This is a genomic window from Streptomyces novaecaesareae (genome assembly GCF_000716875.1).
In the GTDB taxonomy this organism is placed as follows: domain Bacteria; phylum Actinomycetota; class Actinomycetes; order Streptomycetales; family Streptomycetaceae; genus Kitasatospora; species Kitasatospora novaecaesareae.
Map to the genome: position 1 here is coordinate 1 of NZ_JNWQ01000052.1, position 26,571 is coordinate 26,571.

General features: G+C 74.5%; 18 protein-coding genes and 1 pseudogene. 10 read left to right on the forward strand and 9 right to left on the reverse strand.

Annotated features, from left to right (window positions below; all coding sequences use genetic code 11):
* Positions 1–265 (forward strand): annotated as a pseudogene (locus OP86_RS20295) (hypothetical protein); the annotation flags it as partial.
* A gap of 186 nt (positions 266–451) precedes the next feature.
* Here the strand turns inward: OP86_RS20295 and OP86_RS20300 are convergent.
* Positions 452–1,063: a ScbR family autoregulator-binding transcription factor gene (locus tag OP86_RS20300; RefSeq protein ID WP_033332678.1), complete on the reverse strand. Its 612-nt coding sequence runs from the start codon at positions 1,061–1,063 to the stop codon at positions 452–454.
* Positions 1,064–1,268: 205 nt separating this feature from the next.
* On the opposite strand from OP86_RS20300, the gene OP86_RS20305 reads away from it, so the two are divergent.
* Positions 1,269–2,381: a ScbA/BarX family gamma-butyrolactone biosynthesis protein gene (locus OP86_RS20305; protein ID WP_078588748.1), complete on the forward strand. Its 1,113-nt coding sequence runs from the start codon at positions 1,269–1,271 to the stop codon at positions 2,379–2,381.
* Positions 2,382–2,473: 92 nt separating this feature from the next.
* Here OP86_RS20305 and OP86_RS33710 read toward each other — a convergent pair whose 3' ends face one another.
* Complete coding sequence (locus tag OP86_RS33710; protein WP_078588750.1) at positions 2,474–3,034, reverse strand: TetR/AcrR family transcriptional regulator; 561 nt, start codon at positions 3,032–3,034, stop codon at positions 2,474–2,476.
* Positions 3,035–3,154: 120 nt separating this feature from the next.
* On the opposite strand from OP86_RS33710, the gene OP86_RS20315 reads away from it, so the two are divergent.
* The gene (locus OP86_RS20315; protein ID WP_063832421.1) at positions 3,155–4,357 is read left to right on the forward strand and encodes an acyl-CoA dehydrogenase family protein; all 1,203 of its coding nucleotides are present in this window, start codon (positions 3,155–3,157) and stop codon (positions 4,355–4,357) included.
* Positions 4,354–5,055, forward strand: coding sequence for an HAD family hydrolase (locus OP86_RS20320; RefSeq protein ID WP_030059284.1), 702 nt, complete (start codon positions 4,354–4,356; stop codon positions 5,053–5,055). The genes OP86_RS20315 and OP86_RS20320 overlap by 4 nt, the downstream gene beginning before the upstream one ends.
* A 133-nt stretch (positions 5,056–5,188) precedes the next feature.
* Here OP86_RS20320 and OP86_RS20325 read toward each other — a convergent pair whose 3' ends face one another.
* From OP86_RS20325 to OP86_RS20340, 4 genes are all read right to left on the reverse strand, one after another.
* Complete coding sequence (locus OP86_RS20325) at positions 5,189–6,481, reverse strand: MFS transporter (protein WP_051830320.1); 1,293 nt, start codon at positions 6,479–6,481, stop codon at positions 5,189–5,191.
* A complete protein-coding gene (locus tag OP86_RS20330) occupies positions 6,466–7,791 on the reverse strand; it encodes a hypothetical protein (protein ID WP_051830321.1) in 1,326 nt (441 codons plus the stop codon). Before OP86_RS20330 ends, OP86_RS20325 begins: the two co-directional genes overlap by 16 nt.
* Positions 7,792–7,885: 94 nt before the next feature.
* Positions 7,886–8,197: a hypothetical protein gene (locus tag OP86_RS20335; RefSeq protein ID WP_030059280.1), complete on the reverse strand. Its 312-nt coding sequence runs from the start codon at positions 8,195–8,197 to the stop codon at positions 7,886–7,888.
* Between the two features lie 28 nt (positions 8,198–8,225).
* A complete protein-coding gene (locus tag OP86_RS20340; protein ID WP_030257573.1) occupies positions 8,226–8,441 on the reverse strand; it encodes a hypothetical protein in 216 nt (71 codons plus the stop codon).
* 237 nt (positions 8,442–8,678) lie between these two features.
* Between OP86_RS20340 and OP86_RS20345 the strand changes: the two genes are divergently transcribed.
* Entirely contained in the window at positions 8,679–9,686 is a 1,008-nt protein-coding gene (locus tag OP86_RS20345) for a hypothetical protein (RefSeq protein WP_234434943.1), read from the forward strand.
* Between the two features lie 247 nt (positions 9,687–9,933).
* Here OP86_RS20345 and OP86_RS20350 read toward each other — a convergent pair whose 3' ends face one another.
* The 3 genes from OP86_RS20350 to lat all read right to left on the reverse strand — a co-directional run bounded on the left by OP86_RS20350 (position 9,934) and on the right by lat (position 13,869).
* On the reverse strand, positions 9,934–10,842 hold the full coding sequence (locus tag OP86_RS20350; protein WP_051830322.1) for a phosphotransferase: 909 nt from the start codon (positions 10,840–10,842) through the stop codon (positions 9,934–9,936).
* A 91-nt stretch (positions 10,843–10,933) separates the two neighbouring features.
* Positions 10,934–12,493: an aldehyde dehydrogenase family protein gene (locus OP86_RS20355; RefSeq protein WP_030257578.1), complete on the reverse strand. Its 1,560-nt coding sequence runs from the start codon at positions 12,491–12,493 to the stop codon at positions 10,934–10,936.
* Entirely contained in the window at positions 12,490–13,869 is a 1,380-nt protein-coding gene (gene lat / locus OP86_RS20360; protein ID WP_051830323.1) for an L-lysine 6-transaminase, read from the reverse strand. Before lat ends, OP86_RS20355 begins: the two co-directional genes overlap by 4 nt.
* Positions 13,870–14,393: 524 nt before the next feature.
* Here lat and OP86_RS20365 point away from each other — a divergent pair.
* From OP86_RS20365 to OP86_RS20385, 5 genes are all read left to right on the forward strand, one after another.
* Complete coding sequence (locus OP86_RS20365) at positions 14,394–15,701, forward strand: hypothetical protein (protein WP_030059274.1); 1,308 nt, start codon at positions 14,394–14,396, stop codon at positions 15,699–15,701.
* 91 nt (positions 15,702–15,792) lie between these two features.
* Positions 15,793–16,818 carry a TauD/TfdA family dioxygenase gene (locus OP86_RS20370; protein ID WP_051830324.1) on the forward strand — a complete coding sequence of 342 codons (1,026 nt, stop codon included), beginning with the start codon at positions 15,793–15,795 and terminating at the stop codon, positions 16,816–16,818.
* Entirely contained in the window at positions 16,815–19,784 is a 2,970-nt protein-coding gene (locus OP86_RS20375) for an AMP-binding protein (protein ID WP_030059273.1), read from the forward strand. The genes OP86_RS20370 and OP86_RS20375 overlap by 4 nt, the downstream gene beginning before the upstream one ends.
* 71 nt (positions 19,785–19,855) lie before the next feature.
* Complete coding sequence (locus tag OP86_RS20380) at positions 19,856–20,656, forward strand: thioesterase domain-containing protein (RefSeq protein ID WP_030059272.1); 801 nt, start codon at positions 19,856–19,858, stop codon at positions 20,654–20,656.
* Between the two features lie 49 nt (positions 20,657–20,705).
* On the forward strand, positions 20,706–26,570 hold the full coding sequence (locus OP86_RS20385; RefSeq protein ID WP_030257588.1) for a type I polyketide synthase: 5,865 nt from the start codon (positions 20,706–20,708) through the stop codon (positions 26,568–26,570).
* The last annotated feature ends 1 nt before the right edge of the window (position 26,571 follow it).

Here is a 26,571-nt window from a genome sequence, read left to right on the forward strand (position 1 = left end):
TGACGCGTTCACCCTCCAGAACAGGCCGGGCCGCCACCAGATGGCCTTCGGCCGCGGCATCCACGCCTGCCTCGGCGCCTCCCTGGCCCGCCTCCAACTCCGTATCGCCATACCGCTGCTCTTCGACCGACTCCCCGGACTGCGCCTGGGGCCCGCCGACGCGCGTGTGCGCGAACGGCTGGTCATCGCCCGCGGATTCGAGGAACTCCGACTCCACTGGGACGTCGCGCAGACGCAGCCGACCGGCCCCTCCGGGGCCCTCTGAGCCACCCGGCCGCCCCACGCCCCGGTGGGGCGGCCGGGTTCACCCACCACACCGAGGAACAGCGGCACGGCGGAACGACGGCACGCGCAAGGGGAGCAGGCCCGGGACACCCGGGTCTGCTCCGTGCTGTCCGGCGGTCCGGACGGCAGTTCAGCCGGCAGTTCAGCCGGCGGTTCGGACGGCGGATCAGCCGGCCGGGGAGTGGCCGGGCAGGACGGCGTCGACGATCTCGGTGACGCGCTCCTTGAGGTCCTGGCGGTCGCTCTGCACCCAGGAGATGTGCTGGGCGCCGAAGAACGCCGAGATCAGGATGCGGGCGTAGGCCTCGGGTGACAGCCCGGACCGCAGCTCGCCGGCCTCGTCGGCCTGAGTGAGCAGGCGGGCGAGCAGGGCCTCGAAGTCGGCGTACGGCGTCGGCAGGGTGGCCCCGATGTAGGCGCGCTCGATCTGCAGCCGCGCGCCCGCCTGGATCACCCGGTCGTCCCGGAAGGCGTCGGCCGTCCGTTGCAGGGCCTCGACGACCGTCCTGAGCGGCGGGAGGCCGAGCTGGAGCGCCGGCTCGACGATGAGCGGCAGCCGGCGGTAGAACTCCTGCGCCACGGCCTCCGCCAGGGCCTCCTTGTTGGCGAAGTGGAAGTAGACGGCTCCCTTGGTCAGGCCGGCGTGCTCCGCGACGTCGAGGATCGTCACGCCGGGGAAGCCCTTGGCGGCGAAGACCGCGGCGGCGGACTCCAGCACGGACTGCTGGGTCTGGAGGGCCCTGTCCTGCTTGAGCCGTGCTCCCTTGGCATTCGTCACCGTGCGGTGCCTGTCTCTGCTTTCCTGATGTGTGGCCACTTGTGGACCTCTCCTTGCGCGTGCGGCTGAGCCCTCGGCCTGTGCCGGGCCACCTCGTGGCCGGACAGGCGTTGAGAATACCTTCCCGAAGGTTTATTCTAACTCGCGGAACAGACATCGCGTCGCAGCGGTTGCGGCGTGTGCTAGCTGACCCCGGGGGGAAGTTATGCGAGCAAGTCATGACCCGCTAGCCGGTGAGATCGACGGTTCCGCAAGCACCTCTGATGACCCCGACCTTCCGCTCAGTTACCAGCAGACGGTTCCTCGCCACCTCGTCCACCGCGCAGCCGTCTCCGAGGTCTTCCTCACCGACGCCCGACCGTTGGGCGACGGCCGGTTCCTGGTCGCCGCCCAGTGGCCCAGGGACCACGCGCTGTACTACCCGGACGGCGACGGTCACGCCGATCCGCTGCTCTTCGCCGAGACCATCCGCCAGTCGATGGTCTATCTGACGCACGCCTACTACGGCGTACCGTTCACGCACTGCTTCGTCGGCAGCGACTTCGACTTCGAGATCACCGAGCCCGAACTGCTCCGGGTCGGTGCCACGCCGCTCCAGCCGGTGCTGCACGCCCGCTGGACCGACCTGGGCAGCCAGCCGCCGCACCGGACCTCGCTGCGGGTGGACGTGGAGCTGTGGATCGCCGGGCGCGCCTGCGGCCGCGGTTCGATCTCCGTGATCGCGCTGGACGCGAAGCGCTACCGGGTGCTGCGCAACCGCGGGGCCGGAGTCGCCGTCGAGGCCGGGGCGCAGGCCCTGGCGAGGACGGGGAGCCGGCTGCCCGCCGCGCACGTGGGCCGCCTGCGGGGCAGGGACTGCGTGCTGGAGCGGGCCGAGGGCTGCGAGCGGGCCTGGCAGATGCGCGCGGCCCTGGACCACGCCGTGCTGTTCGACCACCCGACCGACCACATCCCGCTGATGGTGCTGCTGGAGGGCTTCCGCCAGCTCGGCCACCTGCTGATGCGGGAGCCGGCCGCGGGTGGCCGGCCGGAGGGGCCGGTGCCCGTCCTGACGGGCGTACAGGTCTCCTGCGTGGCCTTCGCCGAGCTGTACGCCCCGGTCGAGTTCCAGGTCCACGACGACTCCGGCCGCCCCGGGGAACTGCGGGTGGACGCCGTCCAGGCCGGTCGCCGGGTGGCGACCGCCACGATGACCTGGGCCCTTCCGGGGGCCGTGGACGCCGTGGACGCCGTGGCGGCCGTGGAAGCCGTGAAGGTGCTGGAGGCCCTGGAGGCCGTGGAGGAGCGGGTGCTGGTGCCCGGCGCCGCCACGGCCTGACCCGCCGGGTGCCCGGCGGGCGATCCGCCGGGCACCCCGGTCACGGCCCCGGGCCGGGCGCCCCGGTCAGGGCTCCGGGCCGGGCACCCCGGTCACCATTCGGGGCCGGACAGGACGGGAATCAGCTGCCGGATGTCGTCCACCCGGCGGACCAGGTGCGCCGCATCGGGCCAGCACGAGTTCACCCAGGCGCCCAGCAGCACCACCACCGCGAGATCCGCCGCAGGTTCGGGCTGGTCGGCTTGGACCGCGAGTTGCTTCGCGATCCCGCGGATGTTCTGCAGCACCTGGGGCGCCTCGCCGCTGTTCCAACCCTCCTCCAGCACCAGCCGGAGGCCGGCCCGTACGCGGGGATCGGCCTCGATCTGCTCGGCGATCGCGGTGACCAGCCCACTCAGCCGCACCGCGGTGCCGTCGGCCGTCTGGGTGGCCGCCGTCAGCACCTCGGCGAGCACCTCCTCCAGGTGCGCCACCAGTGCGTCGGCGAGCGCCTGTTTGGACCGGAAGTGTCCGTAGAGGGCGCCTTTGGTCAGGCCCGTCCGATCCGCCACCCGCTGCAGGTTGGCCAACGCGAACCCCCGCTGCAGGAATTCTGACGCGGCAGCGTCAACTATCAGGTCGTGCGTGCGCAGTGCGCGAGCCTGGCGGACCACTCTCTACCTCCGAACCGAGGAATCACGGTACAAAGATACCTCCATGAAGGAATTTTTACACCCGTTCCGGTTCTTCCTCCAGTTGCCGGCCGGGTTGTCGACCGAGAGGGGCACACGAGCATGACCGCTACCGAGGTCCAGGCGCCGCCGGCTCCGGCTCCGCCGGCCGGGCCGCCGCCCGTCCCACTGGCCCGGGTCACCGCCCTCGCCGCCACCGAGGCCGGCGCGGCGGACGAGGCCCGCCGGCTCTCCTCCGCCGTGACCGGGGCACTGACCGGCGCGGGCTTCCCGCGGCACTTCGTCCCCCGGCGCTGGGGCGGGACGGAGGGCACCTACCGCGAAGCCGTCGACCGGACGGCGGCGCTCGGCGCCGCCTGCGCCTCCGCCGCCTGGTGCGCCGGCCTGTACGCGGCCCACGGCCGCTTCGCCGCCTACCTGCCCGAGCCGGGCCAGCGCGACCTGTGGGGATCGGGCCCGGACACCCGGATCGCCGCCGGCCTCACGCCGCCCACCGGCACCGTCGTCCCCATGGACGGCGGCTGGCGGCTGGACGGCGAGTGGGCCTGCGTCAGCGGCGGCGAGCACGCCGACTGGGTGCTGCTCGCCGCCGTGGAACAGGCCCCCGATCCCGCCACCCGGCCGCGCGAGGCCGGCCGCCCCGCCCCGCCCGACGTCCGGGTGTGCGCGCTCCCCGTCCGGGACGTCACGATCCTCGACACCTGGGACTCCACCGGCCTGCGCGGAACCGGCAGCAACAGCGTGGTGGTGAACGGCGCCCGGGTGCCCGGCCACCGCACCCTCCCGCTCGCCGACCTGTTCGCGGGCCGGTCCGGACCGGGGCGCGCCCACTGCCACACCCTTCCGGCCATGCTCGGCGGCCCGCCGCTGCTCGCCGCGGCCGCCCTCGGCGCCGCCCGCCACGCCCTCGCGGCCTGGACCGACTGGGCCACCGGGCCCGCCCCGCACAGCGCGCCGCTGGAGACCGACGCCGCGGCCCGGTACGCGCTGGCCCGCTCCGCCGCCGAGACCGAAGCGGCCCGGCTGCTGCTGGAAGCCGCCGCGGACCGCGCCGACCGCACCGATCCCGCCGACGCCCCGGCCCTCGCCCTGGCCGTCGCCGCCAACCGCCGCGACTCCGCCGTGGCCGTCGACCTGCTGGTCACCGCCGTCGAGCGGCTGTTCCGCACCGGCGGGATCCACTGCCGCGAGCGCGGCGGCGAACTCCAGCGCTGCTGGCGGGACGTGCACACCATCGCCGCGCACGGCGCGCTGCGCCTCGAACCGGCGGCGGACGCCTACGCCGCCGCGGTGGCCGGACGGTGACGCCGCCCCGCCGGGGGCCGGCCGACGCCGGCTACCTGGTCTTCGCCGACGTGGACGAGACGGTGATCCGCTGCCGGAGCCCCCTGGAGTTCCTCGACCACTACTTCGCGGAACGCCACGGCCAGGCCGGCCGGCGCTACGCGGCCGCCGTCCGCGCCGACCTGGACGCCGCCGTCGCGGCCGGGAGCTCCCGGGACGAGGCGAACCGCCGCTACTACGCGGCCTGGCGCGGGGAGCGCCTCGCGGACGTCCGGCGCTCCGGACGCGACTGGTACCTGCGGCGCCGCGAGGAGCACGGGTTCTTCATCGGCGAGACGGTGGACGCGCTGCACCGCCACCGTGCGGCCTCGGCCGAAGTGGCCCTGGTCTCCGGCTCGTTCGCGGCGCTCCTGCACCCGCTCGCCGAGGAGCTCGGTGCCACCCATGTGCTGGCCGCCGAGCCCGCGACGGAGCGCGGGGTGCTGACCGGGGAACTCGTCGGGCCCCCGATGATCGGGGAGGGCAAGCGCCGGGCGGTACGCGCCCTGCTCGCCAGCCGTCCCGCCGTCGACCCGGGCGACTGCCATGCCTACGGCGACCACGTCTCCGACCTGCCGATGCTCCAGGAGGTCGGCCACCCCACGATCGTGGGCGGTTCGCCCGAACTGCTGGCGCTGCTGCCCCGGGCGAACCGGCTCGGGGTGTGGGTCGGCGTGTGACGGACGGGACGTGATGGGACGTGATGGGACGTGATGGGACGTGACGGGCGGTCAGGCGAACGGCGACGAGTGAGCGCCGCGGGTCTGTCAGGGGGGGGCAGACCTGCGGCGCTCACCCGGACCGGTCACCGCCTCACCGGGCGCTCGCCGGCAGCTGCTCCGCTCCCGACGGCGGGGCGGGCGGGTCGGCCAGGCCCGCCCGCAGGGCCCAGCTCGTGGTGGGCACCGCCGCGAGTCCGGCGGCGAGGATCAGGACGCCGAGCAGGATCCAGCCGGCGAAGCCGACGCCGAGGCAGAGCAGCGTCGCCAGGGACTGCGAGACCACCCGCCCCACTCCCGATCCCATCGAGAACACGCCCTGGTACCGGCCCTGCGACTCCGCCGGGGCCAGGGCGAAGCTCAGCTCGAAGCTCGCCGCGGAGTACCAGATCTCACCGAAGGTGTAGATCACCATGGCGAGCACCAGGACGGCCGAGGCGAGCCATCCGGGCAGGGCCGCCATGGACCCCATCAGCGCGAAGCCGATCAGCACCGCGAGGCCCGAGCGCGCCATGAACCGGGCCGCCGCCGCGGGGGAGTCGATCCCCCGGGACATCCGCACCTGGAGCAGCACCACCAGGACGGTGCTGAGTGGCACGATGACCCCCACCATCGCGTGCGGGGCCCGGGTGTGCAGGAAGATCCACAGCGGCAGCACCAGGGGGAGGACCGGAAACTGCTGCATCATCACCGCGTTGATGCCGACCAGGCACAGGAACGGCCGGCTCACGCCGGCCCGTCGCTGCCCGTCCGCACCACTGGGCGCGACCGGCGGCACGTGCGGCAGGCGGCCGACCATCACCGCGCAGACGGCGAAGGTGACGGCGTTGCCGAGGATGAGCAGCTCGTAGCCCGTTCGGGTGCCGGCGCTGATGGCCACCGCCGCCAGCGGCCCGCCCAGGGCCACACCGAGGTTGCTGCCCGAGCGCAGGCAGGAGCGCAGGTGCGTCGGCCGCTCGCCGCCGACGGCCCGGACCAGCGGACCGCGCGCGGCCGCGCTCGCCGTCGCCGCCAGGGAGATGCAGGAACACAGCAGGACGAAGGTGGTGAAGGAGCGCGCGAGGACGAGGGCCGCCATGGCCAGCGCCTCCGCGCCCAGCATCACCAGGTACACCCGGCGGGGACCGCTCCGGTCCGCGAGCCGGCCGACCGGCACGCCGGCCAGCAGGCCGATCAGCCCGGAGACGGTCAGGCCCAGTCCGACCTGGGTCTGCGACATGCCGATGACCCGGACGAAGAACAGCGCGCTGCTGGTCAGGTACATGCCGGTGCCGACGGTGTTGACCACCGTCGCCCAGAACAGCGTTCGGCCCGGACCGCGGTCCGGCAGCATGGAGAACCCGGACAGCGCCCGGCGTGCGGCCGCGGTGATCACGAGGTGCGACACGGCTGATCCGGCCCGGCCCCGGTCTGTTCCGAAGTCTGCTCCGAGGCCGTCTCCGAGGCCGTCTCCGAGGTCTGCTCCGAGGTCTGCTCCGAGGTCTTCACCGACCGGGCGAACCAGTCGCTCAGGGCCAGCATCCGGGCCTTCACCTGCTCCTCGGTGTCCCCGACCACGACCGCCGAGCCCGCCTTGAGGTTCGAGGCCGCACTCATGTCCGGAACGGTGGCGCCCTTCGTGAGGCTCACGACCGCCTGGACACAGCCCGGCTGCGCCAGGACCGTCTCCCGGTCGGGTATCTCGACCACCCGGCCCGCCGGAGCGGAGAACTGCATCCAGCCGCAGACCTCCGGGCGGCCCGCGGGCACCGGTGCCGTCGGCAGGCCGAGGGCCGCGCGGGCCCACTCGCCCCGCAGGTCCACCCCGAAGCGGTGCTCGATGGACTCCGGGATCATGCCGCCGCCCACCCGGCCGGCGCACTCGCTGAAGGTCAGCTCCCCGTCCCGCTCGAACATCTCCAGGTGGAAGATCCCCTCGTGGTGCCCGAGGGCGTCCAGCGACCGCTGGAGCAGCGACTCCGTCGACGCGTACAGCCCGGCATGCCCCGCCGGGTCCAGGACGACGGAGCCGACCGGCACGCCGGCCTTGATGTCGATGACGTTGCGCAGGTACCGGGAGACGGCGAACCACTGCACCCGGCCGGAGCGGACCACCCCGTCGACGTGGAGTTCGGTGCCCTCCACGAAGTCCTCCACGAGCCAGGGGCCGCGCGGCGGTTCGGCGGCCTCCGCCAGCAGGCGGGCCGGCGACTCCGGGTCGGCCAGCACATGGGTGTCCCGGGAACCGCCGCCGGCCAGCGGCTTGACGACCACCGGGCGGTCCCAGCCGTCCGCCGCCAGGTCGGTGAGGAGGTCGACCACCCGGCACGGGGTGACCGGCACCCCGGCGGCCCGCACCAGCTGCTTCTGGACGAACTTGTCCCGTACGGCGATCGCGGTCGGCACGTCCAGGCTCGCGCAGCCGCCGGCCGCGGCCAGCACGGCGGCCGTCACCACGGAGAGCTCGCGCATCGAGCAGACGTGCGAGAACGCGGCCAGGGTGAGCCCGTGCCGGGCGAGTCCGGAGACCACCTCCTCGGAACTGCGGGTGTCCGGCACGGTGATGAACCGGACGGCCTCGCGGGGCTCCAGCGCCCTCGCCTTGTGCAGGTCCCGGGGATCGACGACGTTCACCACGCGGGCCCCGAGCTCGGTGAGCGCCGTCAGGGCCGGCTCGTACCAGCCCAGGAGCAGGACCTCGGCAGATGACTTTTCCAACAGTGCTCCTCGAAGCTCTTCCGCAGTGCGGTGCGCACGGGGTCGTCGGGGGTGGATGGGGAGTTCGAAGACAGGCTCCGGGTGCCGCGGCCGGTCAGCCGTCGTCGAGTAAGACGGCGTCGGCGATGTCGGGCGCGAGGGTGACCCGGCCGGGGGAGACGGTCACGCCGGCGTGCGGCGGGTAGCCCGCGGCGCAGCGGGCGGCCAGGCAGGTCCCGGCGGACTCGGCGGCACCGGCCCGATCGGTGGCGATGAAGAGGACGACATCGGCGGTACGTCCGCACGCTTGCACGTAGACGTGTTCGAGGGAGTCCTCGACCGTCGAACAGTCCCGGATGCGGAGATCGAGCTCCCGGGCGTCGAACATCGATCCGTGCGCGGCGAACCGGACCTGCACCAAGTACACGACGAGCTCGCGGTGGTCCAGCGCTCGCTCAGTCGCCCCAGGTGTTGTCCGGGGCGGTCAGGATGCGCGGGGCGGCGGTGCCGATGCCGGAGACCTGGACGGTGGAGGCGTCGGCGGACGCCCGCAGCTGCTCGCCACCGGTCGAGCCGGCGGCCGATCCGGCGGTCACGACGATCACGGCGCCGACGGTCAGCGCGAGGGCCCAGCCGCCGATGGATCGGGTGGACGTGGAAATTCGGGACATGCTATTCCTCCGCTGCGTCTCAGATCGGGAAATTCGGGAATTGGTGATGAATGCCGCCGTCGCCGGCCCCGCGTTCGGATCCCAGCTTTGCCCGCTCACCGGTCCGTTGTCTGCCTTCGGAGCTGACAGCGTGTTGCGTTTGCAGCATCAGGACAGGACTCGTTGCGGTTTCACTGCGTTCTGTTACGGTGGCCGCGATTGAGAAGGCGGAACGTACGCCTGAACGGGGGCAAGAGAGTGGAATTCAGCCTGTTTGGTCTGAAGGAGGACGAGGAGCTCGTCTACCGGGAGATGCTGGCGGAACCGGGCGTGCGGAAGCAGCAGATATCCGAGCGCCTGGGCTGGCCGGTCGACCGGGTCGTCGCGGCCCTGGACGATCTGGCGCGGCGGTCGCTGGTGCGCCCCTCCGTCGAGCAGTCCGGTGAGCTTCGCATGGTCAAGCCGGAGGTCGGCCTGCGCCAGCTGCTGCTCCATCAGGAGAACGAACTGCTGGAGCTGCAGAAGCAGTTGGTCGCCTCGCGGCTTGCGGTGACCCGGCTGATCGACGACGTGGCCCGGAGCGAGCCCGACGCGGACGGCGGGGCGATCAGGGTGATGGGCGCCGACCAGATCCTCGCGCACATCGAGGAGCAGGCGATGAGCTGCGAGAACGAGATCGCCGTCTTCGCCCCGGGCGGCGCGCAGAAGCCGGAGCAGCTCGACGCCGCCCGCCCGCTGGACCTGCTGGCCCTGGAGCGCGGTGTCCGGGTCCGGTACATCTACCTCGACAGCGTCCGCAACGACCCGGCCACCGTCTCGTACGCGCGCTGGCTCGACGAGCACGGGGGAGAGGTGCGCACCGTCGCCTGCCTGCCGCCGCGGATGATCGTCTACGACCGCACGGTGGCGCTCGTCCCGGTGGACCCGAGCCGGGGCACCCGCGGTGTCCTCGTGCTCACCGGCGCCGGCGTGGTGGAGGCCCTGGCCAGCCTGTTCGAGCGGGTGTGGGCCGAGGCCGCGCCGTTCGCGTCCGGGCGTGCGCCGGCCAGGAGCGACTCGGGGCAGCCCGAGTTGGGGCCGCAGCACCAGGCGGTGGTGCAGCTGATGATGGAGGGCTTCACGGACGAGGTCGTGGCCCGCAAGATCGGCGTCTCGGTGCGGACGTGTCGTCGGATCACCGCGGAGATCATGCAGCAGTTGGGCGCGCGCAGTCGTTTCGAGGCGGGAGCCAGGGCGATGGCGTGCGGCTGGCTGGCCGCGCACTGAACGCCGTTGATTAGCAGCAAGTTGCTTGAATGGAAGCATTCCTGACGGGCCGTCATGTCGTGGCGGGAGGGAATTCCCGGGCGCGTATTCCGGTGTCGCCGGAATGCGCGCCCGATTGCGTGGGCCGGATTGCGCCAACCCGACTGCCCGGCCGGATTGCCCGAGCCGATTGCGCGGGCCCGATTGCTCGGCCGGATTGCGCTGGCCGATTGCACGAACCCGATTGTGTGAACCCGGTTGCGCGGGCCTAACGTCGGCCGGTCGGGTTCGCGAGGATCCATTCGGCGCGGGCGAGGCTCGCGGCCCGCATCCGGGGGGCGGCGTCGGAGACGGCCAGGCCCCATGCGGCCACGGCGAGGGTGCGTGCCGTGACGAGCAGGTCCAGCAGCGGGTCCCGGGGGTCGGCTCCGTAGGCGCGCACGGCGGCGTCGGCCCAGTCGGCGTCGTAGCCGCGTTCGCCGGTGCCGAGCGCGCGGGCCCGGGCGGCGAGGCAGGCGAGGTCCCACAGCGGCGGACCGGACGCCGCGTCCTCGAAGTCCGTCCACACCAGCCCGCGCGGGGTCGACATGAGATTGGCCGCGTGGGCGTCGCCGTGCAGCTGCTGGGCGGCGGGGGCAGCGTCGGCGACGGCCGCGCGGACCTCGTCGTAGCGTTCGGACAGCCGCCGGAGCTCGTCGGCCGTCAGCCCGCACCCTGGTGTCAGTCCGCGGAGCCAGTCGCGTCCCTCCTCGACCAGGCCGAGCGCCGGCAGCCGGACCGGCAGGTCGCGGAGGTTGGCGTGCAGCCTGCGCAGGGACCGGCCGACCTCGCCGGGGTCGAGCGTCGCCGCCGGGTCCGGGTGTTCGAGTGCCGAGAAGGTGAGGACGAGCCCGTCCCGGTGGTGCGGGCCGGGCGGCAGCGGTGGCGGGCAGGGGCGCGTCGCGTCGCGGCCGTCCAGGTGCGCGAGGACGGCGACGTCGCGCGCGAGCCACTCCCCGGTGCCGTCGCGCAGGCCGGCCATCAGTCCGGCGACGCGGGCGACGACGGGCAGCGGGTCGAGCCGTACGAGGACGTTGCTGGCGTCGCGCAGAACGACGGGCCGGGTGACGTCGAGGCCGTACTCGGCCGCGACGGCCACCGCCGCTCGGGCGGCCCGGTCCGCCTGCTTCTCGGTCACAGGCTGATCCCTCTCGTTCGGTGCGGGGCCGTTGCGGCGTGGAGCCGTTGCGGCGTGGGGTCGGGGCGGTGCGCCCCGACCCCACCTGTCGTCACGGCAGCCGGTAGCCCAGGTCGGGTTCGAGCACGCCGGTGTCCATCTGGGCGCGCTGCAGCCGGCCGGAGTAGTCCCAGTTCATCGACTGCCAGCGGGTGAACTGGTCCAGCACCCAGACGCCGGACTGACGCGAACCGTTGCCGGAGCGGCCGTTGCCGCCGAAGGGCAGGTGCGCCTCGGCCCCGGAGGTGGAGTTGTTGACGCTGATCATGCCCGCTCGCACGCCGCGCCGGAAGGCGAAGGCCGCCTGCGGGTCGCGGGTGTAGATGGCGGCGGACAGGCCGTAGCCCGGCGCGTTGGCCAGCTCGATCGCCTGGTCGAGGCTCCGGTAGCCGGCGACGCCGACCAGCGGGCCGAAGGTCTCCTCCTGGAAGAGCCGGTCCTCCGGGCGCACGCCGTCGACCACGGTCGGGTGGTAGTACAGGCCCGCGTCGGGGTCGCCGGCGAAGCCCGCGCGCGGCCGGGCGGCGGTGATCCGCCCGTGCGCCGTGGAGCCGTGCACCGTGTGGTGCGGGGCGATCCAGCCGAGGCACTCCTCGAACCGCTCGGCGAAGTGCGCGGCCAGCAGCGGACCGTAGAGCACCTCCCCGGTCGGGTCGCCGATCACGGCCTGCTCGACCGCCAGGGCGAACTTCGCCAGGAAGGCGTCGTGTACGGACTCGTGCACCAGGACGGTGCCGAGCGAGGTGCACCGCTGGCCCGCCGTGCCGAAGCCGGAGAACAGCGCGCCGTGCACGGCCAGGTCGAGGTCGGCGTCCTCGGTCACCACCATCGGGTTCTTGCCGCCCAGTTCGAGGCACGGGGTCTGCAGGTGCCGGCCGGCGAGCTCGCCGATGCGCCGGCCCACCTCGGTCGAACCGGTGAAGCCGATCTTGTCGACGCAGCCCTCGGCGAGCGCGGACTCCAGGCCGGCGAAGGTCTGCGCGCCGTCCGCGTGCACGATGTCGAGCACCCCGGTCGGCAGGCCGGCGTGCGCGAACAGCTCGTAGAGCGCCTGGGCGGACGCGGCCGCGTACTCGGCGGGCTTCCAGACCACGCTGTTGCCGCACAGCAGCGCCGGGACGAGGTACCAGGAGGGCACGGCCACCGGGAAGTTCCCCGCCGTGATCACCGCCACGACGCCGACCGGCTCGCGGAAGGTGAACAGCTGCTTGTCGGGCATCTCGCTGGGGACGGTCTGGCCGTAGAGCCGGCGGCCCTCGCCGGTGAAGAAGTCGCAGGTGTCGATGATCTCCTGGACCTCGCCCAGCGCCTCCGCGTACGGCTTGCCGATCTCCCGGGTGACCAGCGCGGCCAGCCGCTCCTTGTTCGCCTCGACCAGCCGGCCCGCGGCCGCGATCACCCGCCCGCGCACCGGCGCCGGCGTGTCGGCCCAGGCGCCCTGGGCCCGCCGGGCGGCCCGGCAGGCCGCGACGAACCCCGCGGCGTCGGCCAGTTCGACCTCGGCCACCACCTCGTCGCAGCGCGCCGGGCTGGTGGAGGCGTACGTCCGCAGCCGGTGGCCGTCGGGCAGCGGCTTCCCGTCGACCACGGATGCGATCAGCTGCGTGCTCATACGGCCGCTCCCTCCTTCGCCATGCCGTTCAGGGTCCGCTCGATCGCGGACAGCGCGACGTCGATCTCGTCGACCGAGACGGTCAGCGCGGGGCGGACCCGTACGGTCGCCTCGCCGCCGGACAGCAGCAGCACCTTCTCCTCCACCCGCAGCCGGTGCAGCAGCTCGTCGCGGGTGGCCGAGTCGGGCAGGTCGAAGGCGCACATGAGGCCGCGGCCGCGGGCGTTGGACACCAGCCGGGGGTGCCGGCGGGCGAGCTTGCGCAGGCCGTCGAGGAAGTAGCCGCCCATCACGGCCGCGCGCGGGATCAGCCGGTCACGCTCGATCACCTCCAGCATCCGCCGCGAGCGCACCATGTCCACCAGGCCTCCGCCCCAGGTGGAGTTGATCCGGCTGCTGACGGTGAAGACGTTGTCCGGCACCTCGTCCACCCGGCGCCCGGCCATGATCCCGCCGACCTGCACCTTCTTGGAGAAGGCGACGATGTCGGGCTCCAGGCCGAGCTGCTGGTACGCCCAGGCGCCGCCGGTCAGGCCCACGCCGGTCTGCACCTCGTCGAGGACGAACAGCGCGTCGTGGTCGCGGCACAACTGCTGCATGGCGCGCAGGAACTGCGGCCGCAGGTGGTTGTCGCCGCCCTCGCCCTGGATCGGCTCGGCGATGAAGCAGGCGATGTCGTGCGGGTGCGCCTCGAACGCGGCGGCGGCCTGTGCGAGGGCGTGTGCCTCGGCCCGCTCCAGCTCGTCGAGGTGGTCCTCCAGCGGGAAGCGGATCGCGGGCACGTCGATGCGGGGCCAGTCGAAGGCCGGGTAGCGGTCGGTCTTCGTCGGGTCGGTGTTGGTCAGCGACATGGTGTACCCGCTGCGGCCGTGGAAGGCGCGGGTCAGGTGGAGCACCTTGCGGCCCAGGTCGCGCGAGCGGCCCCGCGCCTCGTTGTGCCGGCTCTTCCAGTCGAACGCGCACTTGAGCGCGTTCTCCACCGCCAGGGCGCCGCCCTCGACGAAGAAGAGGTGCGGCAGCTCCGGATCGCCCAGCACCCGGGCGAAGGTCTCCACGAACTGCGCCAGGTGCGTGGTGTAGAGGTCGGAGTTGGCCGGCTTGTTGGCGCCGACCGCGGCCAGCACCCGCATGAACTCCTCGTCCTCGACGACGTCCGGCGGGTTGATGCCCAGCGGGCTGGAGGCGAAGAAGGTGTACATGTCCAGGTACGCCTCGTTCGTCACCGCGTCGACGAGCCAGCAGCCGCGGCTCCGTTCGAGGTCGAGCACGAACGGGTAGCCGTCGACGAGCAGGTGGCGGGCGAGCCTCGGGTGGACCTCGGCCGGGGCGATGTCCTGGGCGGGCGGCAGGCCCGCGGTCGGCGGTGAGTGCAGCATGGGCGCTCCTTGGGTTCGGTCCTGGAAACGATGCCTGACCGGTGCTCAGGTGGGGCGGACAAAGTCCACGCGCCCGCTGGGAATACGGGCCGACCGGCGTCGAAGAATGGTGACGGCAACGCTGTCTCGTAGGCATCGAGGACGCTATTCATCGAATTGCCGACTGTCAAGGAAAATCGGCCCCGGGGCCGGCGGGCGGGCCGCGTACGGCAGGGTCGGAGGCCGGAGCGGGCCCGGCGGATTCGACAAAAGCCCAGTTCAGAGCTAATTTCAGGGATGGCCGCATGCTGCAAAGGCCGGGTGGTGCCAGCGGAAGGTGTGGCGTCCGGGCCGCCCGGGATGCCACAGTGGCGATACGCGGAAGCCACTGCGGAATTCGACCGCAGAAATGTCCTCACGGATACCGCGCAAGTTTTCCCGTGAAGTATCTCCACGGCGGCCTCCGCGCATTTATCGGACCGCCGGAATTCCCCGATGCCGCCGCCCGGCCGGCGCGTCGCTCTGCATGATGTGGAGGTGCCTGTATGGCCCTGCTTGTTGCCGACCCGGAGCGGACCGCGCGGCAGTTGACCGACGACCTGCGGGACGACCCCGTCGCCCTGGAGGGCGCGGCGGTCGGCCTGCGGCCGGTGCTCCTGGACGCCGCGGTGCACGACCGGCTCGCCGAGGACGCCGTACGCTTCGTGCGCCTCGTCCAGCACGCGGCCTGGAGCCGGGCCGCCGACGCCACCCGGCTCGCCGCGGCGCTCGGCCTCGGCCCGCAGGAGTACCGCCCGTTCGGGGACCAGGCCCTCGAAGCCGCCTCGGCCGGACTCTTCGCCCGGCCGGACGCGCTGCTCAGCGGCGGCCGCGCCCGGTTCCTGGAGTGCAACTTCGGCGGCGCGCTCGGCGGCGTGATGAAGAGTCACCTGCTGCTGCGCAGCTACGCGAAGCTCTACCCCGGGCTGCTCGGGCCCGCCGGCACCGCCCGGGCCGTGGACCCGCTCGCCGCCAAGGCGGAGGTCTACCGCGACGTCTGCGCCCGGCTCGGCCTGCCGTCGAAGGTCGGCATCCTGGGCACCGCCCGGGAGGAGAACATCGCCGGCGCGCGCTACTTCGGCATCGAGGTCGACCACCTGCGCTCGATCGGGTTCGACGCGGCGTTCGTCGAGCCCGAGGACCTGGACGGCGGCCGGGAGGCGGAACACCCCGTCCTGTCCTGCCACTTCATCCCGTCCGAATGGCGCCGCATGGGCGTGCCGCTGGAGCCGGTGGAGCGGGCCGCCCGGGCCGGGGTCGCGCTGCTGCCGTCCCCCGCCTCCGCACTGCTGTCCGACAAGACCCTGCTGGCCTGGCTCTCCGACGGCTCGGTGCCGCTCGAACCGGCGGACCGCGCGTTCCTCGACGAGGTGCTGCCGTGGACCCGCCGGGTCGTCGCCGGGACGACCGAGCACGAGGGCAGCACGGTCGACCTGTTCACCCTGGCCGTGCGGCGCCGCGAGACGCTCGTCCTCAAGCCGGCCCGCGGCTTCGCCGGCCAGGGCGTGCTCATCGGCGCCCTCAGCACGCCGGAGCAGTGGCGCCGCGAGCTCGACCGGGCGGCCGCCGAGGGCGGCTGGATCCTGCAGCGCGCCACCGACGCCGACCCGGTCCCCATGGACTTCCTCGATCCGGCCACCGGATCGATGGTCAGCACCGACAGCAACGCGGTCGTCAGCCCGTTCGTGATGGGCGGCCGCCCCGCGGGCTGCATGGTCCGCCACGCCCCCGGCCGCACGGCCGGTGTGGTCAACCGCTCCGCCGGAGCCGCGACCAACGTCGCGGTCTCCGTCCCCGACTCCTCGCGGGACTGACCGCCTCCCCCGAGGCGATCGTCCCGTCCCCCCATCCAGACCTGTCCGGTACCACCCCCCGTCACCTCCACCACCGCAGGAGAGTCCAGCCATGCCCATCGCCAAGTTCGCCGGCCTGGAGTCGCGCACCCCGCGCGGCGCCGCCGATCCGGAGCTGGTGCGCCGTACCACCTACAACGAGGAGCAGCTGCCGCTCGTCCTCGAATCCGAGTCCGACGTGGACCTGCCCGCCTGGATCGCGGCGCACCGCGAGGAACTGCGCGCCGACCTGCACCGCCACGGCGCCCTGCTCTTCCGCTCGGCACAGCGGCCGGACTTCGACGCCGTGGTGCAGGCCTTCAGCGGCGAGCTCGTCGAGTACCAGGGCGGCGCGGCGATCCGCAGCCGGGTCGGCCAGAACACCTACACGGCCAGCGAGTACCCGGAGGAGCTCGACATCCGGCTGCACAGCGAGTTCTGCTACTCCAACGACTGGCCGATGCTGCTGTTCTTCCAGTGCGACATCGAGCCGCAGGACCGCGGCCAGACGCCGATCGCGGACAACCGGAAGATCCTCGCGGCCATCCCGGAGCACATCCGCGCGCAGTTCGCCGAGCGCGGCCTGCTCTACACCCGCGGCTACGGCTACAACCGCACCTGGCAGCGCTCCTACGAGACCGACAGCCGCGAGGAGGTCGAGGCCGTGTGCGCCCGCGAGGGACGCACCGTGGAGTGGATCGGCGACGACCGGCTGCGCACCTCGGAGCGCCGCGTCGCCGTCGCCGAGCACCCGGTGACCGGCGAGCCGGTGTGGTTCAACTACGCCCACGGCTTCCACATCTCCCGGATGGACAGCGGGATCCGCGACGCCCTGTCCACCTCGCCGGAGGACACCGACGAGCAGCTGTGGCCCAACAACGTCTACTGGGGCGACGGTTCGGACATCGACCCGGAGACGATCACCGTCGTCAACGACATCGTCGAGCAGCACGCGGTGCAGTTCGACTGGCGCGAGGGCGACGTGCTCGTGGTCGACAACATGCTCGCCGCGCACGGCCGCCGCCCGTTCAGCGGCCCGCGCCGCATCCTGCTGAAGATCGCCGAGTCCTACCTCGCCACCCAGGGGGTTCAGGCATGACCACCGTCCAGGACACCACCGCCACCACCGTGCTGACCGAACTCGGCCCGATCCAGCGCACGCTGCTCGGCAGCGGCGAGCGCCGGCTCTCGCTCGCCGTCCGGATCCCCACGGCCCAGGCCGGCCAGGTACGGGCAGCCCTCTCGGCCGCGCTCGCCACGGCTCCGGTGCTCGGCGCCGACCTCGTCGAGGTGCCGGGCCTGCGGATCCCCAGCCAGCGTCCGGCGGCCGTCGCGCACTGGACCGAGGGCGAGCTCGCCGTCGGCACCTTCCGGGCGCGCGTCACCGACAGCTGGGACGGCCCCGAACTCACCCTCTCCTGCGACGCGATGTTCGCGGACACCACCTCCGTCAGCCTGCTGCTGGCCGAGCTGGCGCAGCGCCTCGCCACCCCCGGCGCCGACGACCGGCACGGCGACGCCCCGGACTACCTGGCGATCGCGCCCGGCCACCTGGCCATGCTGCGCGAGGGCGAACTCGCCGAGGAGGAGCGGTTCTGGGCGGGTCGTCGGCCGCGCTCCGAGGGCCCGGCGAGGCAGCTGGCCGACGCCGTGCCCGGCCGCACCGACGGCCCCGACGCGCAGCCCGTCGCCCTCGGGCGCCCGCTGTCCGGCCCGACGCTCGCCCGGCTGAACGCCCTCGCCGCCGAGGCCGGGGCCACCCCGTCCGACGTCGCCCGCACCGCGCTGGCCACCGTGCTGCGCCGCATCGGCCTCGGCACCGGCGGCCTCGGCTGGACGGGCGACGCCCGCCAGGCCATCGGACTGCCCACCGTCGTCGGCCCGTTCACCCAGGTCGTGCCCTGCGCGACGGCACCGGACCTCACCCTGGACGGGCCGGCCGCGGTGCGCGCCCACTGCGCCGAGGACGAGCAGGCCCTGGCGATGCTCGGCGGCCCGACCCACGGCCCGGCCGACACCACTCCCGAACTGGTCTTCGACTCGGACGGCCTGCCGCAGCTGCCGGCGGGCTGGAGCCTGGAGTCCTGGTCCTTCCCGCTCGCCGGCCGAGCCGTCTTCTCGCTGCGCGTCCACGGGGATTCGGCCACGCTGCACGTCGAGAGCCACGGCCCCGAGCAGCAGGACCGCCTCGCCGCGGTGCTCGCCATGTGGAGCGCGCTGCTCACCGACCTCGTCCACCGGACCGACGCCCCGCTCGCCGCGCTGCGCCTGCTGCCGGAGCAGGACGCGACCGGCCTCGCCGAGCGCCTGCAGGCCGGCCTGGCCGCCCCGGCCGCCGACGGCCTGACCGCCCGCTTCCGCGCACACGCCGCCGCGAAGCCCGAGGCGCCCGCCTGCCGGCAGGGCGACCGGGTGTGGACGTACGCCGAACTCGACGCGCGGGCCGCCGAGATCACCCGCCGGCTGGACGGCCTGCCGGTGGGCGGGGTCGTCGCCGTCCTCGCCGACCTGGACGCCGACCTGCTCGCCGCGCTGCTGGCGGTCAACGCGCTCGGCGGGGTGTTCCTGCCGCTCTCGCCGCAGGAGCCCGCCGCCCGGATCGCGGACGCCCTCGCGCGCTCCGGGGCGCACACCGCCGTGCTCGGCGCCGGAGCCGAGCCCGCGATGCTCCCGGCCCAGTGCCGGGCCCTGGTGCTGGGCGAGCTGCCGGACGGTACGACGGGCGGCCTGGCCGAGCCCGTCGCCACCGGGCCGCAGGCCCTCGCCTACCTCCTGCGCACCTCCGGCTCCACCGGCGTGCCCAAGCTGGTCGGCGTGCGCCGGAGCAGCCTGGAGAACTACCTGCGCTGGGCGGACGAGGAGCTCCGCGTCGCCGCCACCCCGCTGCCGGTCGTCTCCAGCCCGCTGTTCGACGCCTCGCTCAAGCAGACCCTCGGCGTGCTGTACGCGGGCGGCTGCGTCCGGCTGCCGGCCGCGGACCGCCTGGACCTCGCGGCGGTGCGCGCCGAGCTGGCCGCCTCCACCGAGCCGGTCACCCTCAACTGCGTGCCCAGCTACCTCTCCGCGCTGCTCGCCGAGGAGGAGGGCACCGAGACGGCCCCCCGGATGAACCTGGCCCGGGTGCTGCTCGGCGGCGAGCCCCTGGACACCGACCTGCTCCGCCGGATCTGGACCCGGCACCCGCAGGCCGAGGTGTGGAACCTCTACGGGCCGACGGAGGCCACCGCCACCGCCACCGCGGGCCGGATGACCCCCGGCGGCGGCGTGCACGTCGGCACCGGCGTCGCCGGCGCCGGGCTCGCCGTCGTCGACGAGCACGGCTCGCCGGTGCCCGACGGCGTCCTGGGCGAGGTCGTGGTGACCGGACCCGGCCTGGCCGTCGGCTACCTCTCCGGCCACCAGGGCGCGTCGCCGTTCCGGACGCCGGAGATCGCGGGCCGCCGCGTCGACTGCTACCACACCGGCGACCTCGGCGTGCTCGGGCCGGACGGCACCCTGCGGCTCTTCGGCCGCGGCGACAGCCAGATCAAGCTCAACGGCTGGCGGATCGACCTGCACGAGATCGAGCACGCCGCCCGGCGCGGCGCCGGAGTGCGCGACGCCGTCGTCGTCCTGGACCGGCGGGCCGAGCGGCCCTGCCTGCGGGCGTTCGTCACCGGTACCGCCCAGGCGGACCAGGTGCGCGCGGAGATCGCCGCGATCCTGCCGCAGCCGATGGTGCCCGACTCCGTCACCGTCCTGGAGCGCTTCGACCTCACCGCGACCGGCAAGGTCGACCGTACGGCGCTGCTCGCCCGGGCCGTGACCGAGGCCGAGGCCGATCCGCAGGACTACGACGCCGAGCAGCTGGTCGTGGCCACCGCGTGGCGCCAGGTGATCGGGGGCGGCTGGCCGCGCCCGGACGACGAGTTCTTCGCCTGCGGCGGGCACTCGCTCCTGCTGGCCCGCCTGGTCAACCTGCTGCGCGCACAGGGGCACGAGCAGCTGTCGCTGCGTCAGGTCGTGCGCCGGCCCACCGTCGAGTCGATCGCCTCCTACCTGCGCCCGCAGTCCCGCACCTCCTGACCAGGGCAGCCGGGCAGACCCCCCAGCCCGGGGCGCACCGCGCCCCGGGCCCCGACCACGAGAGGAACACCGTGATCCGCGGCAATCTGCTCAGCCTGCGTGCCGCGGGCCCGAGCGGCGACTCGATCGCCTTCGTCCACCCCGCCGGCGGCAGCGCCGGCGGCTTCCGCAGGCTGCTGCCGCACCTGCCCCCCGGCCCGGGCGTCCTCGCGTTCGAGGCCGACGCGCAGGCCCCCGAGGACCGCTGCTCGATCGGCGCCATCGCCGCCGACTACCTGGAGGAACTGGCACTGCTGGCCGACCCGCGCCGGACGGTGCTGGTCGGCTGGTCGCTCGGCGGCGCCGTCGCGGTCGAGATGGCCCGGCTCTCGGAACAGGCCGGCGCCGCGCCGCGCACCGTGGTGCTGCTCGACAGCGCCACCCCCGCCCTCCTCGGCGTACGCCCGCGCCGGCCGGCCGCGGAGATCGCCGCACTGTTCGGCGTCGCGGAACCCGACCACCTGCCCGCCGACGCCGACGACGCGCAGATCCTCGCGGCCGTCGCCCGCGCCCTGGAGGAACGCTCCCCGGGAGCCGGGTTCACCCCCGAGGACCTGGAGCCGTACGCGGCCACCTACCGCTGGCATCTGCGCGCCGCCCGCGCCGAGTTCACCGCGCGGCCCTGCGCCGCGCCCACCGTCCTGGTCCGCGCGCTCGACGAGACCGGCTGGGGCGACGCACCGCAGGACCTCGGCTGGTCCGCGGTGTTCGGGCGCGCGATCCCGCAGCGCTGGACCCCGGGCACCCACCACACCCTGCTCGACCCCGCGCACGTGGTCGCCGCCGCGGCGCTGATCGAGGACTGCATACCGACCGAGTGCTTCGGCGGCTGAGCCCGACCGCGCCCGCCCCGACCCGGCAGAACCCAGGAGCCACCGCATCATGTCGCTGACCGTTCCCGACCACCGACCGGAACCCGAACCCGACCACGGGCCCTACCAGGACTCGGACATCGCCGTGGTCGGCATGGCCGGCCGCTTCCCCGGCTCGGCCGACCTCGCCGAGTTCTGGCGGCACTGCCTCGACGGCGAGGACCGGGTGACCCGCTGGGAGCCCGACGGCGTGCCCGGCGACGCGCCCGGCCGGCGGGTGCCGGCCGGTGGGCTGCTGGCGGACCCGGACCGGTTCGACGCCCCCTTCTTCGGCCTCACCCCGCACGAGGCGGAACTGCTCGACCCGCAGCACCGCGTCTTCCTGGAGGTGGCCTGGCACGCGTTCGAGGACGCCGCCGTCGTCCCCGGCGAGGCCGAGCGGACCGTCTCGGTGTACGCGGCGGCCGCGCCCAGCCGCTACCGGATCTCCGGGCCGGTGGACGGGCTCGACGAGAACGAACGCTACCGGCGCATGATCGCCAACAGCCCCGACTTCCTGGCGACCCGCGTCGCCTACCTGCTCGATCTGCGCGGCGAGGCGGTCAACGTGCAGACCGCCTGTTCCTCCTCGCTGGTCGCCGTGCACCTGGCCGTGCAGAGCCTGCGCGGCGGCCTGACCGACGTGGCACTGGCCGGCGGCGTCTCGCTCGACCCGGACCAGGGCCTCGGCTACGTGTACCAGGAGGGCATGATCGCCTCGCCGGACGGCCGCTGCCGCCCCTTCGGCGCCGCGGCGAACGGCACCGTGCCCGCCAACGGCGCCGGCGCCGTGGTGCTGCAGCGGCTCGGCGACGCGCTGGCGCAGGGCCGCCCCGTGCACGCCGTGATCCGGGCCACCGCGACCAACAACGACGGCCGCGCCAAGAGCAGCTTCATGGCCCCCAACGTCCAGGGACAGGCCGAACTGATCGCCACCGCGCTCGCGCTGGCCGACGTACCGGCCGAGACCATCGGGTACTTCGAAGCACACGGCACCGGCACCCGCCTCGGCGACCCGATCGAGATCGAGGCGGTGCGGCAGGCGTACGAGCTGTTCACCGAGCAGACCGGCTTCTGCGCCCTGGGCTCGCTCAAGGCCAACTTCGGACACCTCGACCGCGCGGCCGGCGTCGCCGGGCTGATCAAGGCGGTGTGCGCGGTCCGCGACGGGCTCCGGCCGCCGCTGGCCGGCCACGAGGCCCTCAACCCCGACCTGGACCTGGCCGCCACGCCGTTCCGCATCCCGCAGGCCGCCGAGGAGTGGACCGAGCCGGTGCGCCGCGCCGCGGTCAGCTCCTTCGGCGTCGGCGGCACCAACGCCCACGCCATCGTCGAGAGCTTCGTGGCGGAGCCCGCCCGCCCGGCCGCCGACCGCCCGCTCGCACTGCCGCTCTCCGCCCCCGACCCGGACGGACTCGAACGCCACGCCCGGGCGCTCGCCGAGAGCCCCGACCTCGTCGCGGCGGCCCTCGCCGACACCGCGCACACCCTGACGCAGGGACGACTCGCCCACCCCGGCGCGCGAGCCGTGATCGTCGCCGCCGACGCCGAGCAGGCCCGGAAGTCGCTGCGCGCGTTCCGGGCGCCGGCGCTTCAGCCGTCCGCGGGCCGGAGCGGCGACGCCCCGGTGGTGTTCAGCTTCCCGGGGCAGGCGGGCCGGGCCACCGGGCACGCCGCCGACCTCTACCGGGCCCACCCCGTCTTCCGCGCCGAGATCGACCGCTGCGCCGAGGCCCTGGAGCTGACCGGGACCGAACTGCTGGAGCAACTCCTCGGCCACGGCCTCGGCGACGGCCACGGCCACGGCGACGGACCGGCGACCCAGGGCAACCCGTACCAGCCGGCGCTGGTGGCCGTGGAGATCGCCTACGCCCGGCTGCTGGAGCACCTCGGCGTGCGGGCCGACACGTACATCGGCAGCAGCCTCGGCGAGTATGCCGCGGCACACCTGTCCGGAGTCTTCGAGCGCGCCGCGGTGATGCGGCTGCTGCACACCAGGGACACCCTGATGCGCGGCTGCGAGCCGGGCGCGATGCTCACCGCCAACTGCGCACCGCAGGATGTGGCCGAACTGCTGGGCGAGCGCCTGGCGTTGGCCGGCCACAACGCGGCCGACCGGCTGGTGCTCTCCGGCGGCGCCGCAGAAGTCGAGGCCGCGCACCGGGAGTTGACCGCCCGCGGAGTCAACTGCCGTGTCCTGCCCGGCGCGATCGCGTTCCACTCGCCGCTGATGGACCCGATCCTGGACGCCTACCGACGGGCCGTCCTCGCCGCCGACCCGCGGCCGGCCCGCGCCGCGATGCCCTCCACCCTGACCGGGAGTTGGGCCGAGCCGCAGGAGTGGGCGGCCCCCGACTACTGGGTGCGCCACCTGCGCGAGCCCATCCGCTTCGCCTCCGCCGCGGTGAGCCTGCTGGAGGCCGACCGGCTCCGCTTCTGCGAACTCGGCCCCGGCACCGCGCTCACGGCACTCGTCTCCCGCGCCACCGCGGAGGGCAGCGGCCGGTCGGCCGAGCTCGCCGTGGCCGTCTCGGCCGGCGCCGACGACGGCTTCGAGGCGCTCGCCACCGCGCTCGGCCGCCTCTGGGCCCACGGCACCCCCGTCGACTGGGACGCGCTGAACCAGACCGCCGACCGCGCCTTCGTCCGGCTCCCGGGCCATCCGTTCGCCGCCCGACGCTTCTGGCGGCACGAGCGCGCCACGGCCCCCGCGGCCGAGGGCCTCGGCGGATTCGAGGAGCTGAGCATGCCGGTCGCGCGGATCTCCCCGCGCGGCGCCCTCACCCCGGCGGCCGAGCCACTGCGCGTCGCGCTCATCGTGCCCGCCGCCGTGGACCGTTCGCCGTCCTCGCCCGCCGCGGACCGTTCGCCGTCCCCGCTGGCCGCCGAGCTCGCGGCCCGGATCGAGCGGGCCGGCCACCAGGTCGAGCTGCTGGCGCCCGGTGACTCCCCGCGCTCCCCGGCCCAGCACGTCGTCGACCTCACCCTCGCCGGCCTCGCCGGCGGGCTGTCGGCGGGCCCGGAGGACGCAGCCGAGCCGGCCGAGCCCGAGGCCCTCGCAGGCTGGCTCGAACGCGGCCTGCTCGCCCCGGCCCGCGCCCTCGCCGCCCACGGCACCGCCGTGCGCTCAGTGCACATCGTCACCCGGGGCCTGCTCCCGGTGGCCGCGGGCCAGCAGCCGGACGCGTCGGCCGCAGCCGTCCTCGGCCTGGTCCGCTGCGCCCCGCACGACCTGCCCGGCGTCACCGCGCACCTGGTGGACCTGGACCCGACCCCGGGCCTGCGCCCCGAAGCGGCGGACGACCTCGACGCGCTCGTGACGGAGATCCTCGCCCCGAGCCCGGAGGACGTGGCCCTGCGCGCCGGCCACCGCTACACCGTGCGCTACGAACCCGCCCCGGCCGACCGGCCCTCACCGGTCCGGCGCGGCGGCGTCTACCTGCTGCTCGGCGGCAACGGCCGGATCGGCGCCGCCGCCGCCCGGGCGCTGAGCGAGGAGGCCCCCTGCACGCTGGTGCTCGCCGGCCGTACGGCGGGCCGGACGCCCGCGCCCGAACACGCGGCGATCCTGGCCCAGGTGGCCGCGCTGGGCTCCACCGTCGAGGAACTCGTCCTGGACGTCACCGACGCGGCCGCCGTCCGGGCCGCCGTCGCCGTGCTCGTCGCACGGCACGGACGCCTGGACGGGGTGCTGCACCTCGCCGGGCACACCGACACCAGCGAGTTCCGTGAACTGACCGACACCGGCCCGGAGAACGCGCTCGCCATCACCGCCGCGAAGGTCCGCGGCGCGGCGATCCTCACCGAGGCGCTCCGCGGGACGGACTGCGACTTCGTCCTGCTGTACTCGTCGATCTCCACCGTCCTCGGCGGCTTCCGGTTCGGCGCGTACGCGGCGGGCAACGCCTACCTGGACGCCCTGGCGGCCCGCCCCCGGCCCGCCCAGGGCCCGGTGTGGCGAAGCGTGCGCTGGGACGGCTGGAGCGCCGACGGCACGGCACGGCCCGACGCGCTGGGCACCGACGCGGGTGTCCGGCTGCTGCGCCGGGCGCTGCGCACCAGCGCCCCGGTACTGGTGGCCGCCGCCGGAGACCTCGCGGCGCGCCGCCGCCGGGTCGCCGCCGGGCTGGCCGACGTGGCCGGCGCGGCCGGGACGGCCGCCGCCCTCGACGGCGGATCCGTGCTCGCCGCGGTGGCCGCGACCGTCGCCGAGGTCACCGGCCAGGCGTGCGCCGACCCGGAGCAGAGCCTCACCGGCCTCGGCGTCGACTCGCTGCAGATGATGCAGATCGCCGCACGGCTGCGCACCGCCCTGGGCACCCAGGCGTCGCTCGCCGAGATGCTGCGCGCGAGCACGCTCGGCGCGCTGGCCGAGGTCTGCGCCGACGGCGGCGGCACCGGCCCGGCCGGCCCGGCCGCGACCGGCCCCGCGACCCCCGCCTTCGAGCCCTCGGACGCGCTCTCCACGATGCAGCAACGCCTGTGGTACCTCTGGCAGTTCGACCCGGACTCGAACCACTACAACGTCCCGTTCGGCTGGCGGCTGCCGCAGCTCGACGAGGCCGCTGCCCGCGCGGCCGTGGCGGCCCTCCTGCACCGGCACACCGAACTGCGCACCCGGTACGTGCCCGGGCCGGACGGCGCACCGCTGCGCGTCACCGCCCCGGTGGACGAGGTGCCCGTCGAGACGGTCGACCTGGGCGGCGCGGACGCGGACGAGACGCAGCTCGAAGCCGCCTTCCAGAGCGCGGCACTGCCGTTCGTCCGCAGGCCGTTCGACCTCGAACGGCACGCCGCCCGGATCCTGATCGCCACCGAGCCCGGAGCCGTACGCGTCCTGCTGGTCTGCCACCACGTCACCATGGACGCCTGGTCGGTGGACATCCTGCGGCGCGACCTCCTCGCCCTGGCCGGCGGCGCGGCGCCGGAGCGGCTCGCGCTCCCGCCGGCGGACTACAGCGACTTCGTCGGCTGGGAGCGCTCGCTCGCCGCCGACGTCCGCGAACGCGACCTCGCCTACTGGCAGGACGTCATCCGCGGGCTCGACCCGTCCGCCCCCGTCGCCGACACCGCGGCCGAGGGCGTCCCCGGCGAGGCCGCCGCACTGCGCCGACTGCTGCCCACGCAGCTGACCCGGCAGCTGCGCCGGGTCGCGAGCGAACAGGGCACCACGCTGTACGCGCTGGCGCTCACCGCCGCCTCGGTGGCCCTGGCGGAGTGGTCGGGCCGCTCGGAGGTGGTCGTCGGATCGAACCTCGCCAACCGCGCGCTGCCCGAATTCGAGTCGGTCGTCGGCATGTTCGTGGACCCGGTGGTCCTGCGGCTGCGCCCGCACGCCGCGGGCGGACGGCTGCGCGACGCCGTCGGCCACGTGCGCGAGGTCTTCCTCGGCGCCCTGGAGCACGCCTCGACCCCGTACCAGGACGTGGTCAACCGCTCCGGGCTCGGCGGTCAGGAGCAGCGCAACCCGCTCTTCTCCGTCGTCGTCACGATGTTCGACGGCGAGCAGCACCCGGCCGGCGCGGACGGGGTGACGGCCCTGCGACTGCCGCCGCCCGCCGCGGTCAAGTTCGACCTCTGCATCGAGTTCCTGCCGCACCCGGACGGGCTGACCATCCACCTCCTCTACTCGCCCGCCCGGTACCTGCGCGCCACCGTCGAACGCTTCACCACGCGGCTGGCCGCGCTGCTGACCGCGCTCGCCGAGGGCCGGGACGACGAACCGCTGCCCGCGCCGCAGACCCCGCGGATCGCGGACGGCAACCGCTTCGCCCGCCGCTTCGCCCTGGCCGAGCGGGCCGCCGCCGCGCCCGTCACCGCGCCTGCCCCCGCCACCGTTCCTGCCCCCGCCACCGAGCCTGCCACCGCCCCCGCCCAGACCTCTTCCGTCTCGTGAG